This window comes from Fulvitalea axinellae (genome assembly GCF_036492835.1).
Classification (GTDB): domain Bacteria; phylum Bacteroidota; class Bacteroidia; order Cytophagales; family Cyclobacteriaceae; genus Fulvitalea; species Fulvitalea axinellae.
The window spans coordinates 2214369-2230091 of sequence record NZ_AP025314.1 but is presented as its reverse complement, the minus strand read 5'-3'; the positions used below and the strand labels follow the sequence as shown (position 1 = coordinate 2230091).

10 protein-coding genes are annotated in these 15723 nt (G+C 45.2%); 5 read left to right on the top strand and 5 right to left on the bottom strand.

Annotated features, from left to right (window positions below; genetic code table 11):
- Positions 1–67 precede the first annotated feature (67 nt).
- From AABK39_RS08745 to AABK39_RS08735, 3 genes are all read right to left on the bottom strand, one after another.
- Complete coding sequence (locus tag AABK39_RS08745) at positions 68–2227, bottom strand: TonB-dependent receptor (RefSeq protein ID WP_338394549.1); 2160 nt, start codon at positions 2225–2227, stop codon at positions 68–70.
- A 175-nt stretch (positions 2228–2402) separates the two neighbouring features.
- Positions 2403–3470: a protein kinase family protein gene (locus tag AABK39_RS08740; RefSeq protein WP_338394548.1), complete on the bottom strand. Its 1068-nt coding sequence runs from the start codon at positions 3468–3470 to the stop codon at positions 2403–2405.
- A 199-nt stretch (positions 3471–3669) separates the two neighbouring features.
- Entirely contained in the window at positions 3670–4920 is a 1251-nt protein-coding gene (locus tag AABK39_RS08735; RefSeq protein ID WP_338394547.1) for a hypothetical protein, read from the bottom strand.
- Positions 4921–5399: 479 nt separating this feature from the next.
- Between AABK39_RS08735 and AABK39_RS08730 the strand changes: the two genes are divergently transcribed.
- Positions 5400–7490, top strand: a complete 2091-nt coding sequence (locus tag AABK39_RS08730) for a DUF4838 domain-containing protein (RefSeq protein ID WP_338394546.1) — start codon at positions 5400–5402, stop codon at positions 7488–7490.
- Positions 7491–7581: 91 nt separating this feature from the next.
- Here AABK39_RS08730 and AABK39_RS08725 read toward each other — a convergent pair whose 3' ends face one another.
- On the bottom strand, positions 7582–10095 hold the full coding sequence (locus tag AABK39_RS08725) for a protein kinase family protein (protein ID WP_338394545.1): 2514 nt from the start codon (positions 10093–10095) through the stop codon (positions 7582–7584).
- Positions 10096–10306: 211 nt separating this feature from the next.
- Here AABK39_RS08725 and AABK39_RS08720 point away from each other — a divergent pair, with 211 nt between their 5' ends.
- From AABK39_RS08720 to AABK39_RS08705, 4 genes are all read left to right on the top strand, one after another.
- The gene (locus AABK39_RS08720; protein WP_338394544.1) at positions 10307–10870 is read left to right on the top strand and encodes a Crp/Fnr family transcriptional regulator; all 564 of its coding nucleotides are present in this window, start codon (positions 10307–10309) and stop codon (positions 10868–10870) included.
- Between the two features lie 105 nt (positions 10871–10975).
- Positions 10976–11851 carry an effector binding domain-containing protein gene (locus AABK39_RS08715; protein ID WP_338394543.1) on the top strand — a complete coding sequence of 292 codons (876 nt, stop codon included), beginning with the start codon at positions 10976–10978 and terminating at the stop codon, positions 11849–11851.
- 37 nt (positions 11852–11888) lie between these two features.
- The gene (locus AABK39_RS08710) at positions 11889–13061 is read left to right on the top strand and encodes an aromatic ring-hydroxylating oxygenase subunit alpha (protein ID WP_338394542.1); all 1173 of its coding nucleotides are present in this window, start codon (positions 11889–11891) and stop codon (positions 13059–13061) included.
- 4 nt (positions 13062–13065) lie between these two features.
- On the top strand, positions 13066–14139 hold the full coding sequence (locus AABK39_RS08705; RefSeq protein ID WP_338394541.1) for a ferredoxin--NADP reductase: 1074 nt from the start codon (positions 13066–13068) through the stop codon (positions 14137–14139).
- A gap of 163 nt (positions 14140–14302) precedes the next feature.
- Here AABK39_RS08705 and AABK39_RS08700 read toward each other — a convergent pair whose 3' ends face one another.
- Positions 14303–15721 carry a SusD/RagB family nutrient-binding outer membrane lipoprotein gene (locus AABK39_RS08700; RefSeq protein WP_338394540.1) on the bottom strand — a complete coding sequence of 473 codons (1419 nt, stop codon included), beginning with the start codon at positions 15719–15721 and terminating at the stop codon, positions 14303–14305.
- Positions 15722–15723 lie beyond the last annotated feature (2 nt).

Sequence of the window (15723 nt, the reverse complement as noted above, 5' to 3'; positions counted from 1 at the left end):
TCTTTTAGGGTTATTTAAAATTCAAAATATAATTCTATTCTCGTTTTTCCTCCGAAACCAGATAATCTTATTCAGCCTCTTTTTTGTTATGGGCTATATTCACGAATAGGCCCACAAAAACACCTATACGGGCGGGCGGAACAATCGCCTCCTTTGAATATTCATTATGAATATTCGGAACCTGTGAGAAACGATACCCATAAACTTTATCCAGAGCCAATGCATTTCTTAAACTGACAAAAAGAATGGTGAAATTCCCTTTGATTTCGGTCAGATAGCTGGCACTCAAACTAATATCATGATTTGCTTGAGCTTCACGCCCATTAAAAGTGTCATCCGCCGGATGATTATACGGCCTGCCGGAGCTAAAACTGTATGTCAAGCCAAATTGCGTATCAATAGAGCGGACAAAGTATTTCGTTACAACAGAGAGGTTATGGTCCGAGGCGAATTTGGGCTTCGCTTTTTTGGGAAACCCTCGATAAAAACGTTCGGTATCCACATATCCGTAAGAAATCCAGTATTCCAGATTCTTAATCGACTGACGATCGTGCCAAAACACATCAAGACCGGCAGCGTAACCATCACCACCGTTCGAATATGTATCCGGTTGTTTTTCGTTTTCGAAAGTCACAAGGCCGTCATACCTTTTGGCGTAAGCCTCAATTTTCAGATTTCTTTTATTTCGGCTATACAGATAACTCAGTATATAATGTTCGGCATATTCGGTTTTCAATTCCGAATTATAGATTCGGTCAATAGGTCTTGGGCTTTGTCTAAACTTTCCCCACGCTAGAGACAATTGGCCTTCCGCGTTTAATTTATAAGCGGCGGAAAACCGCGGCGAGAATTGCGCTTTATTATCCGAATGCGTTAATGTAGACCTCAGGCCAGCCCTAAAAGCCAAACGATTATCAACCCACCATTCGGTTTCGGAAAAAAGAACGCTAAAGGAACGTTTACTTTCAAAATCTCCAGAATAACCGGACGGCAAACCGTATTTATATCGATATGGATTTCTGAAGTGTTCCAATCCGGTTTTCAAGGTTAATCCTTCGGCCAAATCACCTTCGAATTTCAATTTTGCCTGAAAAGCGAATTCCTTTTTTTCTTCTTCCAGCCTATTCTCGACATCAAGCAAATCCGTATTCCAAGCGGAAACCAAACCGGCATAAACCATCCATTTTTTTCCTATCGCCTCTTTCCAGTTCGCATTCAAATACAAGTTGTTATTCCGTAAACCGACTTTATATTTCTCACTCCTGTCCAAATCATTATAATACACTCCCGCTTTACTGGTTTGATAAGAAAAATAGGTTTTCAGAATACCCGTTTTTGATGTTTTGGCCCTATAAATTAATTGTCCCTGAAAGTTTTCCGGCATTTTGTCGAACTCCACATCCTGAGGAATAACGTTCATATAAGGAGCCAAATTAAAATAGTTCAACTCGCCTATTATCCCGTAATTATCCCCACTATGTTTATGCGACGCCCCTATTCCGTGTGTCATAAATGACAGTCCCGTTTCGCTTCTTTCAGGCAAATCATATGTTTCCAGCAATAGAGTGGAGGAAAGCGCCTCGCCATATTCGGCGGAATAACCGCCACTGTTAAAATGAGTCCCACGAAACATCATTGCTGAAAAACGGCCCCGGGATGGCATATCCGGAGTTCTAGAATTATAAGGCTTGGGCACCCAAAGCCCGTCCACAAAAGTTTTGGTTTCATAAGCATCCCCTCCCCGAACAAACAAGCGCCCATCCTCCTCCACCTTCTGCGTTCCCGGCAATGTCTGTATCGCTCCGTATAAATCACCTGTGGCTCCGGCGGTGGTCACAATATCCAAAGGCTTCAAAATTGTATTTCTTTTACTGTCATCGGCGCTCATGGATCCAGCGGAAATCACAACCGCATCAAGAGAACTTGCGTCAGGTTTTAGGATTACATCCTTTGTTATCGGCTTTTCATCGATACTTATTTGAACTTTCTTTTCCTTAAATCCGACAAACCGGATAACCAAAATATGTTTTCCCTTTTCCCCAGTCGAAAACTCGAATCGGCCTTCATTATCCGTACCCGCCCCGTCGTATGTGCCTTCTAGGAAAATATTTGCTCCGAATAAAGGCTCGCCAGCCTTATCTTTTACCGTTCCGGAGATAGTCGTTTGAGAAAACGAATACAGAAACGTGAAGCAAAAAAACAGAGTGAGTGTGATGTGTTTGATCATGATATTCGGCATTGATTACAGCGTAAAAATCACATCTAAACCCTGTATTTTAAAATAACACTTACCGAACCGACAGAAATGGCTACTGAAATGAAACGAAGAGTGACTGAGTTGGAAACCGAAAAGATCACTTCTTCGATGAGTATTTCTTTTAAAAAAACTAAGCCTATTCTCATCACCACGGTTTTCTAAAAAATCCCTCTTTCTTTCTTCCCGAATTGGCTCCTTCCGCCAAAAGCTTTTGAGCGTCGGGAAGTAAATTGGAAACCGTTAGCCAATTATGGAATAACCCGGCGCCTTCCGCTCCAGCGCCTTTCCACTGATCGGCGGCTTCGACTCCAGCCATACCGAAATTTCTGGCGATTTTCAGAAAACCCTCATATAGCCCTTTATCGAAAACAACACGATCTATATGCATCTGGTGTTCTATCTCAAACATAAAACCCACCCGTTCCGAAAGCGCCGACCCACCGAAATCACCTTTCCTAAAGCTTGTGATCATTGGTCCCAAATAGTGTTTCAATCGATCGTTTACCTCTAACATGACTTCTAACTGTAGCGAATAGCCGGCGTTTTCATCGCTGAAAACATCCGTATCAAGATTATGCCCCGGAATCATTCCCGATAATTCGTACATAGAAACTTTCTGGTCAATTAGATGAAACGTCCCCTTTTTATGGTCAAAAAGAATATTATCCGGATTAAGCGTGAGCAGGCGGTCTATATTTCCCAAAAGAATATCGAAAGCGGTAATTTCCCCAAGCCTTCTCACAAATCTCGGATCTTTCAACAGTTTCTTATCGGCCCCGTAAAAATCCAATGTTTGGCCTTCCATTTTCTCCATACAAATAATAGGGCCAGAATGTCGGCTCATACGGTTCCGTAGGCTTTCGGCATCCTCGCCTCCCAACTTCGCCACCGTTTTTTTGATAATATCCACCTCATGCCCTTCAGGAGTAATCACCCTAGTATGTGGCGTACGCAACGTATCGGTATTACGGCCTATAAATTCCGACGCCACCCGCTCGACTTCAATTGCGGATTCATTGAAAGGGAATTTCAAGACAAGCTCTTTTCCATTGCGAAGTTTTACAAAAAAAACTTCAGAACTAAGTCCTTGCGCAGGGCATTTCACCTCTATCAAACTCGCCCAATCCAATAGTATTAACTGTACCGGACTTGTAACCGACGTTTTCCTTTCAGGCGATGTCTTTGGCTTCTTTACCGAATGCAGATCGAACATGTGGTCAAAGTTCGTTATCCTGAACCTACCCCAATTATTGTTCCCATTCAAGGCAGGCATCCTACTCAAAAAATCAATACGTATAATCTGGTTTTTGCCATTGAGACCATAACAACTTCCATAAAAAATCCTCCCGCCAAAAGGCGAGAGGATGCGGAGTTTAAACTCTTTTTAAAAAAATCAGATACTGAAAACCTGTTTATTGATTCAGCCAAAACTTGATAATCCCGGTATTAAAACGCATTCCTTCTCCAGTGGTAGGTGTAGAGTAATGCACCAAGCTTTCACCGCACGGATCATCTTTGGCCTTAAGCGTGACATCTATTTTTCCGCTTCCTTCGGCTGGGCCGTAAGCGACCTTAGCCGCCAAACTGACCGAATATGACACATCTTCGCCACCGTCAAACTCGTACCAGAAATATTTCATATACTCGCCAAAGCTCGCTTTATCCCAAGGCACGATTTCCAAGTCCAAATCATTCATAACCAATTCACGACGCCCGGCTTTGTTATACTTCACCCATCCTCCGTCAATCACTTTCTCAAGGCTTTCCAAACGGGCGTTTCCTGACGGATTTTTCTCATAAATCACTATCACCCTCATTTCAGGCTTACCAAGGACCCAACTTTCGGCCTTGCGAAGCGCCTCTTTGCTGACAAAAGTCGCGCGAGCCAAACGGTCATACGCCCTGTTATGGTCTCGGTCAAATCCCTTTTCCCTCACCGAAAAAGCGTTGCGGAACTCGACATTCTCATTTAGAACATAATCATATTTGTCATTGGAGAACACGCGTTTTCCTGAGTTACGAATTCCGAGCGACCTTTCAGCCACACCGTGAGCGACCGCATGAATACGCTCGTTATCCGTAAGTACGAGTACGGGGTGGGTCGGAGGTTCATTGACTGAAACCTCTATCTTGTTTCCGTCCTCATCGACCCCGTAAAGGGTCTGATAGGTATTTTCGTCAAAATCTTCAGGCACAACCACAACCCAAGGCACAACCTCTCCATCGTAAAAATCCTCGCCAAAGTAATCCTCACCCATCAATGGAGCGGATAGTGTCAACAACGGACGGGCTTCCAGAAGTTCCGACAACACGGAATTGTCCGTATTCAAAGCCGAACGGCCCAAAGCGCCTTCATTCCCCGCAAGGACTTGTTCAAAACTAGTCCGCGTATCCCCGAAGTCAACTAAATTCCCCTTGGCTTCCGCCAATAAGAGATCATAATCTCCGTCCACTTGGTCCGTAGCCTTTTTCTTAATGAAATCACGAACCTCTTTATGCCTTACTGATTTCGACACCTCAAGAGCCAACGCCATAATACCGCGTTCCGAATCCACCGTCACCTTTGTATTGGTTTCTTCAGCCAAAACCTGATCGTCGACCCCGTTTTCACAAGAAAACAATCCCAAAGCGACGAGTCCAAGCGTATAGACAATATTTCTCATAACCGTTTGTTTATGAATTATCTCAAGCCACGCAAACGTTTGCGCTACAGTAGAGACGGCGCACGACAAATATTATTGCTTTTACATTTGGCAAAAAATCCCTCGGAATGCAGTACAAACATTGTTGGTTTCCTTTCGGGAACTATAAAGGGCTAACTGTTTGAATAAGAATACCCGCACCCACCACAACCACCCTATAAAACTACTTTATGACATACGTTACGACAATAACACATTGGTGAAAAATAGCGCCGTGATTTTTACTGTGACGAAAAATTCTTTTTTGTATAATTGTCCATTCATTCAATCTTCGCCTGTTCACAAAAATCTTTTGTCACTACTTTTTCAGCGGATCCTTTGCATTCAGTTTTTGAGGTTGCCGTTTACAATCCCCAAGCCTTATCAGGTTTGCCGATATCGCTACACCAATGGCCATTTTAGTATGGCCGTTTTTCACATACACACAACTCCTTTTACTTATGAAAAAAATCTTTTCAATTTTAATTCCGCTACTCTTCTTCGGTTTACATCATTGCTATTCCAAAAACGGTATTAAACCCGGTTCCATAAAAACCATTACCCGAAATACGGATAACCAAACTGTAGTTTTCGCCGAACAGGAATTCCGGAAATACTGGAAAAAAATGACGGGAAATGACCTGAAAGCTTCGGGGAAAAATTCCAACGGAATAAGAGTCAGCCTTACCTTGTCATCGGATTTCCCAGGACTGAAATGGGACGGTTATAACATCACAGTCAACAAGAAAGGCATTTCGATTTCGGCAAAAGAAGCTCGGGGGGTTCTTTTCGGCGTTTACGCGTTCCTGGAAAAACAAGGTTGCTCTTTTTTCTACCCGGACCCCGACTTGGAAGTAATTCCGGAAATCAAAAACCAAAAAATCAGTCACGTCAATTTTACCGAAAACCCGAGGATAGAATGGCGGGGAATGGCGCTTTATGGAGTAAGAGACGATCAAATCAAAATCACAGGCCGAGTAATCGACTGGATGGCCAAACAGCGCTATAATTATGCGCTACTTTCACAAGACCGCCCCGCACCGGGCGCTGGGCTTGCCCAAGAAGTATTCTTTAAGGGTAAAACGGAAGAAATACTTTTGCCAGAACTGATCAAACGTGACTTTCTCATCAATATGGGCGAGCATAATACGCATTGTTATCTGGATAAGGACAAACTTTTTAAAGAGCACCCGGATTGGTTTGCGGAAATCAACGGAAAGCGGACCAAAGGCCAGATTTGTTACGGCAACGATAAGGCAATGAACTATTACTCCGAACAGTTAATCAAATGGCTAAAAGATAAACCTTGGGTCGATTTCATCGGAACTTGGCCATTGGACGGCGGCGGTTACTGCCAGTGCATAAAGTGTAAGAAAAAAAGAGTAATTGCCGACGCCATAAGCCTATTAGCGGAGAATATCCGCAAAACAAACAGAAACGTAACCGTAGAATTCCTTTCTTACAAACCCGCTACGTTCGAATTGCCAAACCGCCAAATCCCAAAGAACTTCGCCGTTCTTTACTGTCCAGATTTGGGCAATAAACCCGATCTGGAAAAAGATTGGACCAAAGCCACCGAAAACGCTCAAGGCGTTTACCAATTCGAGTATTATATGGCCGATCATTGGCGAGCGCGGGGAAATGTCTGGCTCCGTCCGGAATTCGCAGTCCAAAGCGCCGATTATTTAGCCGAAAATAATTTCAGAGGAACAGTCTCTCTCTATCTGCCTATCCAGACTTGGTGGCGCGGGTCTTTCAACTACTTTTTCTTCGGAAAGGCTCTTTGGGAAAAAGACCTTTCCGTTAATCGCAAACTGACCGAACATTGCGAAAAGCATTACGGCAAATACGCAAAAGAGGTTTTGGCTATTTATAATGAGCTACTCTACGAAGTGCAAGAAGGCGGTTATTTCGCCGTCGACGATAAGAATACTGAAGAGGTTGTTCGCAAAAGCAAACGAATCGTACAACGGAGTGAGGAACTATTGGACAAAATTTACGCTCTGCGTAAAAACATAAAAAACAAAACAATCGGCGGTAAAATCGAAAAACTTTGGAATTACGTGGAAGGAACAAAATTGTTTTTTTCCTATATCGCTTTCCGTACGCCAAAAGATAAAATTCGTTTGTTGAATTTTGCTGAGGAACACGAAAAAGCGGAAGACGGAGCTTCCGTACAACGACAATACCTTAACTGGCGTCTTCAATGGATTCCGAAAATTAAACCACAATACCAAAAACAAAGTGTTGGAACTCAAACTTTGCCTTCGGCCCACTCAAACACCCTAACATTTGACGCAACTGGAAAAATCGATTCAAACGGAAGCTGGAATATTTTTCTTCTTTCCAAAGACAAGGAACCTATTTCAGTATCAAAAATAGAATTGGTTGAAGATGGACGGGTCGTGATTTCGGAGACTCCGAACAAAAGTCAAGTGGCCATTAAAATTTCGAAATTTTTCGATATGGGAAAATACGAAATTCGACTTACGGCCAACGGTAAAAAAGGGCAAAAAGTGGAATGCTTCGTTTTGAAAAATCCAGCTCAATAAATCCATACAGAACTAATCAAAACCCCGACAGGCTTTCCTTCGTCGGGGTTTGTTTTTTATAACTATTTCAATTCATTGAAAACCACCTTCCTTATTCTCCAAAAAACGGAATCTTATCCCTGACTTTCCCTTTTAATTCTTCAGGTAAAGCATAATGTGTTGCGATCCATTTCCGAACCATGGCTTCCCCTTCCCTTGGAAATCCTGAAAAATCCCAGCGTTGGAATTCGGCAAAACCCGAAATTTTACCGGTCAATTCTAACGCCGCACAGACAAAACCTTCGTCAATCTTCTTTGCGTTCACTTTACTGTTTGCCCTTGTCGAGATCTTTTTTGCCAGAAACATCCCTAACGGACTAGGTAGGCCATTTATGAAACAATAAATCATATACTCCAATATCTCACCGAATTCCTCCACCGTCGATTGACTAATTGTGGCCAAGCGGTCATTATATTCCGTCGGGTTCCTCTCAAACTCTTTATACGCTTCTCTTTCCGAATCCAAGTGCCAAACTGGTCTGTCCACCTCCAAGATTTCCCAAAAGTTTTCGTCATCATCATCTGTTTTCACAGTGGCCTCAGTTTCTTCCAGTTTCGTCACGGTATGTTTTCGGTATTTCTCTCCCTCCGCCACAGTCTCGCCATCTGGTGGTTGAGTATGCCTAACAGTCTTACAAATTCCCACGCTCGATGGCGCAGGTCCCACTAATTCCCTAAAATATCTAGTCCCGTAACCGTTAAGTGTCTGGTCCAACCCAGCAAGAAATGGAGGCTCAGAATCTTCTGGCCGTTTCCCGTCCAGAAACATAAAATTCCCAACGTTAAACACATCCATAAAGCGATCATGGTTCCCAAGAAATAAATCGAAAAACAGCATTTCGCCCAATGCTCTTTGGGTTTTGGGAGCATCATAGCACGGAGTTATATCATGTCGCCCCTTTACTTTTTCCATAACCAAAACACTCCCTGAAGCACAATCAGCCAATGCCTTGTGGAGTTTTCCAAGTCCCGTTTCGGCACTTAAATGCGCAGTGGCTTCTTTCAGCCTTTTCATCGAATCGTGATGGACTGAAACTACAGCCGTCTCCGGGGCCGTGCACAACGTGCCGAACTGTCTAAGAAATTGGGAAGCGAAATCCTCTTTTATCGCTTCCAGCGCCCTTATTCCCAATTTCAACACGCAGGTCTTTTTCCTATTGTCCCGAACTATAAAAACCTGTCCATTTAAGCCTAGAGACGGCACTTCAGCACTTACCGGATTTGACCAGTCAATACTTGCCGAGCGCGGCGGATCTGCCCAAGGTTCGGGAAAAGCTTCAGGCTTGAATTTGTCCAAGAATTGGGAAGCAACGGATAACCATTCTTGCATATCCTTGGGAATAGCTTCTCGCTGAGGCCCTTTAATATGTGGCTCTACATGAATGGCAAAATCCAACAGTTTTTCCGAAGCCATCGCCTCAAAGATTTCTCCCGAAGGATATTCATAAACCTGATCGTCGCCAAGGGTATTTCTCAGGCCTTCTTCATACGGCAGGTTAAACGCTATCCTCCACTTTTTCTCCAAGTCCCATTCATCTTCTTTTGTCATTGGGACGGCCTCTCCTTTTTGTCCCCGAACAGCTTTTTCTAAGGCTATCGCAAAGCGCAAATAATTCGGTGAATACAGTCCGTTCACTTGTCCCCGTTCAACAAAAAAGGAATAATGACTTCCTCTTTTTATTCTAATAGGGCAAATCACTTGAGAAATCGTTCCCTTTCCGGCAACTGTTTGAGCATCGGGAGTGGTTTCGGGGCATGCGTGCTCAGGAGACAAAAAACGAACGGGAAATTTCGCTCCCGGCTTATATGCGAAATTCAACAAAATGGGCCAAGGGCCACGTTCCGCTTTGTCCAATAACTCAACACCGGCGGGAACCGAAAGTAGCTTCGCAAAAAACTCAAGAGCATAAGCCTCAAACCCTAAATCCTTGTCTTTTCTGTTTTCAAACGGATACACTACCCTAGAGGAATACCTGATTTCTCCATGATTATTTTTTAATCGTCGCCACAGCTTTTTCGCTCTTCTAATATCCTGAGCCGATGTCAATACATCCGGATCATACGCACTAAATGAATCGTCGTCATCACCCAAACAGGTAGCGAGCCTTACGATCTCATTGCTGATCTCGTTCATCAAATGCATTGTCGCATCGCCAAGCTTGTGCTGGATCCCCGGCGCAAGCTCCATAGTGCCGTGTTGCATTGTCACGACAGTCTTTTCAACCACCATCAATGATTTAAAACACGCCTGAACCCATTCCGGCGACCTGTTCTCGGGCGGAGCGCTGGAGAACAATACGTTATAAGCTTCCACGGCATCCTCAAGCTGGCCCACACTTCGTCCAAAGTGTGTTTTTTTCAGTCTTTCTTCCGTCACCTTTTCGCGAAGCACCTTATGGAATCCTTCCATATTCAAAACGGCTTGGATAACCGGTTTTCGATCCGCCAAATCCTGGTAATGGGCCTGCGCCACAGCCACTTCCCTCAAATCCGTCATAACCCGCCCGCCACGGGAATCCCCGGAGGCTGGGCCGTTCCGTTTTGCGGTATTTTTTCGAAGAAACATTCGGGCTTAAAAGACTTGCGGATTCATTATTGAACCCTATCACACGACACAATGTTTCTTGCTTAAAGTTTCCTCAGAGTTTACAAAAATTCCATTTTCTATGAACGTTTGGCACCATTCTCATACATATGAAAAAATCGGGCTCCTTCTTTTCAATTGACATACTTAGCTCATATTTTACAGCCCTAAACGATCTTTCACACACAGACCTATGGACCGATTATTAGCTGATATCAAAGCCCGGACACCTATTCCGGAGGATCTGGAGGCGGATATACGAAGCCTTTTCAGGAAAGAAGAAATCAAGAAAAACGATGTTTTACTTACCGAAGGGCGCACATGCAGAAAGCTTTACTATCTAGATACGGGCATCATACGCACTTACTATTATCACGACGATAAGGAAATCACATCTTGGTTTTACAAAGAAGGCTTTTTTGTCACCTCGTGGTACAGTTTCTTGACTTTGGAGCCCAGTTTCGAATACATCAAAGCCACTGAAGACTCCATACTCTATTCCATAGACCACAAACATTACGTGAACTTGCAGGAAAAGCACCCCGCTTTCGAACGCTTCTGCAGAATACTCTCAGAAGAGCAAGTCGCTTTTATAGACTACTACGGAAAAGGCTACATGTTTCTTTCGGCAAAGGAACGCTATGTCCGGCTTCTCGAATATTTTCCCGATATAGAGCTTCGGGTAAAGCTAGGCGATATCGCCACGCACCTCGGCATTTCGCAAGAAACGCTAAGCCGAATCCGCTCATCGTCATAATGAACACTCAGCCCCGGAAATATCCGGGGCTTTTTTTGACCTGTATCAAATTCTTAGAAAAACGCTGACGCTACTTTTGCATCACTGCGCCACCAATCTACGCGAATGAGAAAATACAAGATCAGAGCCATACTCGGCCTTTGCCTGCTTTACGTCGCCATCTTCCAAAACTGGACTTGGGTATGGGGCGTCATGTTCCTAGTCTGGGTTATTCCCGACATCAGGTTCGGCACTACATTCTTTATCGAACCTGTGGAAAGAAAAGACAACCCGATCCTTTATTGGATTATAATTTTCACTTGGCTATCGCTTTCGGCCTACAGCCTTTATTTCAGCGTAACCGAAGAGCCTTACGGTCCCAAAGCTTTTGTGGGAAGATCCGTAGGGAAATTTACCGAACCCGATAGCCTGAAGCTAAACGACACTATTCCCGGAAAATTAACAACAAGCGATTCCGCAACCACAGAAACCAAAAACGATCGAATACCCGATATTTCGGAGGAAGGAAAAATAAGCCTGAAGTACCAAACCCAAGATCTAAACGACACGCTGTTGATTACGGGAATCTCGATGAAATTCATCCCCAATTCCACCGATAGCGCCGGACAGGTCCAAAACTTAATCTATAAATTCTATTCCGGGGCCGAATCCCTGACCACTCCCGACAATCTCTATGGCGAACCGCTTTACGTGGTTTACAATGATTACAATTGGGCATCCGAAGAAGCCTATACATTAAGTGTTGGCTTTAAAAAAAATAAAGCCAAAACGCCGGATTCTATGTCCACAATCAAAATCAAACCCAGTGAATATGCGGTTTTCACTTCCAACCCTAACAATTACGAAAGTTGGCTGGGAGAACTTTGGGCCAAGATTTCTCAATCAGACCTTGACGAAGGGCTTTCGAACGCTTACGAAGTCTACCGTTCCGACAAAGAAGGAAACCTACTGAAAGTCGAGCTCCATGTACCCATCAATTAATTCACAATAAACCCGCTCCACCACAAACCCACCACCCATGAACAAAGACCGAAAGATGCCCGTCCTGCCCGTTGAGGCCTACACTTCCACCGAATGGCTTGAAATGGAACAGGAAAAGATATTCGGAAACACTTGGCAATTCGCCGGATTTCCGGAAGACCTGAAGAATCCCGGAGACTATATCACAGTACAGTGCGGCAAGCAGAATATCCTTGTCGTAAAAGGCCGTGACCAGCGTCTCCGGGCTTTTCATAACCTTTGTCGCCACCGTGGCACACAATTGCTCCGTGCCGTCGGCAAAGCGCAAAAGGCCATCACCTGCCCTTATCACGACTGGACCTACGACCTTACCGGCCAATTGGTAAATGTTCCCGAAAAGGAAAAGGAATTTCCGGATTTGGATATGGGAAAAATTTGCCTCCACAAGGCGTCCGTAGACATTTGGAGAGGAATGGTTTGGGCGCATCCGTCGCCGGAAGCGCCAAGTATCGCGGAGTGGTTTAGGGGCTGCAAAGAAAAATTGGGCCCGCACAACCCCGACAAACTACTCGAATACCCGGATACGGGCTATGAGAAAACGATCAACGCCAACTGGAAGATTGTGGCGGAAAACTATATAGACGTTTACCACTTGGCGCATCTGCATTCCAGCACGCTGAATATGTACGACCACGCCAAAGCCGAATTCGGATTCGTAGGCGACCACTACCTCTTCCGCGAACCCCTGGCAAAGGATTATCGAGATAACCTGGACAAACTGATGCCTTTCAAACGCATCACGGAAATGACTGACGAACACTTGGGCGCTTACGTTCCTTGGCTATTCCCGAATGTCGGATTGGCCGAAAGCGAATCAAGCTGGAGCGTGTTCGTGGCCATTCCTTTGGCTCCCGACAAGACCAAAGTCATCGTAAGAACCAAACTACAGCCGATGACCGATATGGAATATTACAAGCAAAGCGAGTCTTCGAAGAAATGGTGGCCGAAAATCATGGGAATGGATACCAAATACGGCAACTACGACGAGGACGACCCGATGGCCAGCGGAGATTTTATGCAGGAAGACATCTACGTCTGCGAACAACAGCAGAAATCGTTAAGCAACCCGCTCTTTGGCGTGGAGGCTACGGCCCAACACGGCGAAAGCACCGTTAGGGGTTTTCAGGAACGGATACAGAAATGGGTGGATTCGGAAAATCAAAAATCGTAAAGCCATGGCCACACATTTCCACAAACTGCGAGTAGCGGACGTACAGCCCGCCACCTGCGAGGCCGTAACGGTCAGTTTTGATATTCCGGAAGAAATAAAATCCGACTTCTGTTTTCTGCCCGGCCAACACCTTACTTTCCGATTCTTGATCGACAATACGGAACACCGCAGAAGCTATTCCCTAAACAGTAACCCGTTCGGAACGGAAGCTCCGAGCGTTACCGTAAAAAGGGTAAAAAAGGGAATCGTGTCGAACTTTATCAATGACAACCTAAAGCCGGGCGATACCGTGGAAGCGACTTTGCCCTTGGGCAGTTTCAAAGCCGAAATACAGCCGGACGAATACAAAACATATTTCCTGATTGCGGCCGGAAGCGGCATAACGCCGATTATGTCAATTTTGCGCTCGGCTTTGCATCAATCGAAGACCAACACTATCAATCTTTTCTACGGAAACAAGGACCAAGACAGCATTATTTTCGAGAAAGAACTCGAAAAGCTTAGGCTGAATCATCTTGACCGGTTAAAGGTTTGCCATACGCTAAGCTCTCCAAAAGTCTGGTCGAGCTGGAAGCAATGGGAAGGCAAAAAAGGGCGCATCGACGCCAAAAGCTTGGAAGCCTTTATCAACGAGCATCCGCCGATAGCGCAAAGCACCGAGTATTTCGTCTGCGGGCCGGAAGCGATGAATCTCTGCGTCCGCGACACTTTGCTTTCATTGGGCGTACCTTCCGAGCAAATCAAAATAGAGATGTTCGGCCACTCCGACAGTAACCTTGACAAAACCGTCACCCCTGTCGACAACGCCGAATTGGAAGCCTCTTTAGACGGAAAAACCATAAAAACGGAAGTGAAATCCGGCAACACGATCCTTCGATCCTTGCTCGATTCCGGCGCCGATGTACCCTACTCCTGCGAAAGCGGAGTTTGCGGAACTTGCACAGCTACTTTGGTAAACGGAAAAACGGAAATGAAATCCTGTTTTGCCCTAACCGAAGAGGAAATTAAAAACGGAGCGATTCTCACTTGCCAAGCTTATCCGGTGAGTGAAAAGGTTAAAATTGATTTTGACAAGTAGAGTGGCTGTATTTGGTATTAGGTATTAGGTACACCAACTGTTTCTAAAGCTTACCTGATGTTAGGTCCTTGCCTTTTATAAAAAAGAACGTCCTCCTCGGTGGGCTAGACCGATTCGGACGTTCTTCTAAACGTATTGACGGGTTCTTAATTTGGGATCAATCTTATTTTTTATCCCACCACACCTTGGTCAGAAAGTCGTGTTGCGCTGACATCTTCTGGAAGTTTTCCGTATTGTAGAAAGCCTCGCTTTCCGGGTATTTGCATTTTCTAGGCATCACGCCGTCGGTATCGCCGAGGACGAAAAGCCCGGCGTCTTTGCGTTGCGCAATCACCGGATATCCCGTACGCCTACCCTCGGCATAAGTCTCCACACCATTATCGATCAGGTCGGCCCATTTTTGCATTATTACCATTTCGAGCTTTTCTTCGTCCGTTCCCGACAAAGTTGTTTTTTCCTTTGTCAAAAACTCTTCGATCGGTCCGGCTTCAACTCCCCAAAATTCCATACTGGTCCGTATTCCTTTCCGGTAAGCCTCGTTCGCCTTATCGGTGTCGTTTGCCGTACCGATACCGAACAGATGAGCCTCCGCCAATAAAAACGCAACCTCGGAGGCTCCCATAATTCTGTCCGGCCGATCTTTTATCGCTATGCCTTGGCCTATTCTCGAAAAGTCGCCCTGAGTCTCCACCGATCCGTTTACGTAACCAATGATTTCGCCCTTGGTATTCGGCCCGAAATAGAGATCGTACCGAGGGTCTCCAGCCATAAAATCAACCATAAAAACACTCGGGTGCATCATGTTCTCTTTTTCTTTTTGGAACATCTGGCTCTCAAATTCAAAGACTTTAGCGTTATGCTCGTTTTCTTCTATCAGCTTCTCCGCCAACGCTTTGCCCACTTCCCTTTCGGCCAAAGCCGGATCGGCGTAGCGCACTCGCATTCCCATACGCAAGCGTAAAGAATTGGCGAAGCGGAGCCATTTTTCCGCTTCGCCGGCGTACAACCGGTCGATGTCATTGAGTCCCGTAAGATTATCGGCTCCATCGAGCAGGGCGATCGCCTCGTCTAACGAAGCGAACAAGTCTGAATAGATTTCATTTTGGGCGGTATATCCGGGTTTCACCAAGCCTGAGGCTCCCTGGCCCGCCTCCGTATACGGCACGTCGCCGTAAAGGTCGGTGAGCATATGGAAGTGGAAAACTTTGGCCACCAAAGCCACCGAGTAAATCACCGGATTCTCTTCCGCGGTGCCGGGCTCCACTTTGCCTATCAGATCGACAATATCGCGATAAGCGGCGTAGCTTTCTTTCCACGCGTGCGCTTGTCCGTTGTCGTAAATATAGCCTCTGGTATCGCCGTATGAGCGGGCCCATTGGTGTTGCCACTCGCTTCCCACATTATAGCTTTGGGAATAACTCTGGTGCAAATCGCGGGTAATTTCCCCCACCTGAAACACGGGGCTAACCTCTTCCAATGCGTTGCCATTTGTATTGAATTCTTCGAAATCCCTTTCGCAAGAAAAGAGGCAGAACGAAAAAATCAGGGCCAAAAACGGTATATTAAGATATCTGGATGTCATTG

What these genes read in the sequence shown, in the direction of transcription:
- AABK39_RS08705 (WP_338394541.1), top strand. Translation starts at nt 13,066, where the DNA reads ATGGCCACACATTTCCACAAACTGCGAGTAGCGGACGTACAGCCCGCC.
- AABK39_RS08740 (WP_338394548.1), bottom strand. Translation starts at nt 3,470, where the DNA reads ATGTTCGATCTGCATTCGGTAAAGAAGCCAAAGACATCGCCTGAAAGG.
- AABK39_RS08745 (WP_338394549.1), bottom strand. Translation starts at nt 2,227, where the DNA reads ATGATCAAACACATCACACTCACTCTGTTTTTTTGCTTCACGTTTCTG.
- AABK39_RS08710 (WP_338394542.1), top strand. Translation starts at nt 11,889, where the DNA reads ATGAACAAAGACCGAAAGATGCCCGTCCTGCCCGTTGAGGCCTACACT.
- AABK39_RS08700 (WP_338394540.1), bottom strand. Translation starts at nt 15,721, where the DNA reads ATGACATCCAGATATCTTAATATACCGTTTTTGGCCCTGATTTTTTCG.
- AABK39_RS08735 (WP_338394547.1), bottom strand. Translation starts at nt 4,920, where the DNA reads ATGAGAAATATTGTCTATACGCTTGGACTCGTCGCTTTGGGATTGTTT.
- AABK39_RS08720 (WP_338394544.1), top strand. Translation starts at nt 10,307, where the DNA reads ATGGACCGATTATTAGCTGATATCAAAGCCCGGACACCTATTCCGGAG.
- AABK39_RS08725 (WP_338394545.1), bottom strand. Translation starts at nt 10,095, where the DNA reads ATGTTTCTTCGAAAAAATACCGCAAAACGGAACGGCCCAGCCTCCGGG.
- AABK39_RS08715 (WP_338394543.1), top strand. Translation starts at nt 10,976, where the DNA reads ATGAGAAAATACAAGATCAGAGCCATACTCGGCCTTTGCCTGCTTTAC.
- AABK39_RS08730 (WP_338394546.1), top strand. Translation starts at nt 5,400, where the DNA reads ATGAAAAAAATCTTTTCAATTTTAATTCCGCTACTCTTCTTCGGTTTA.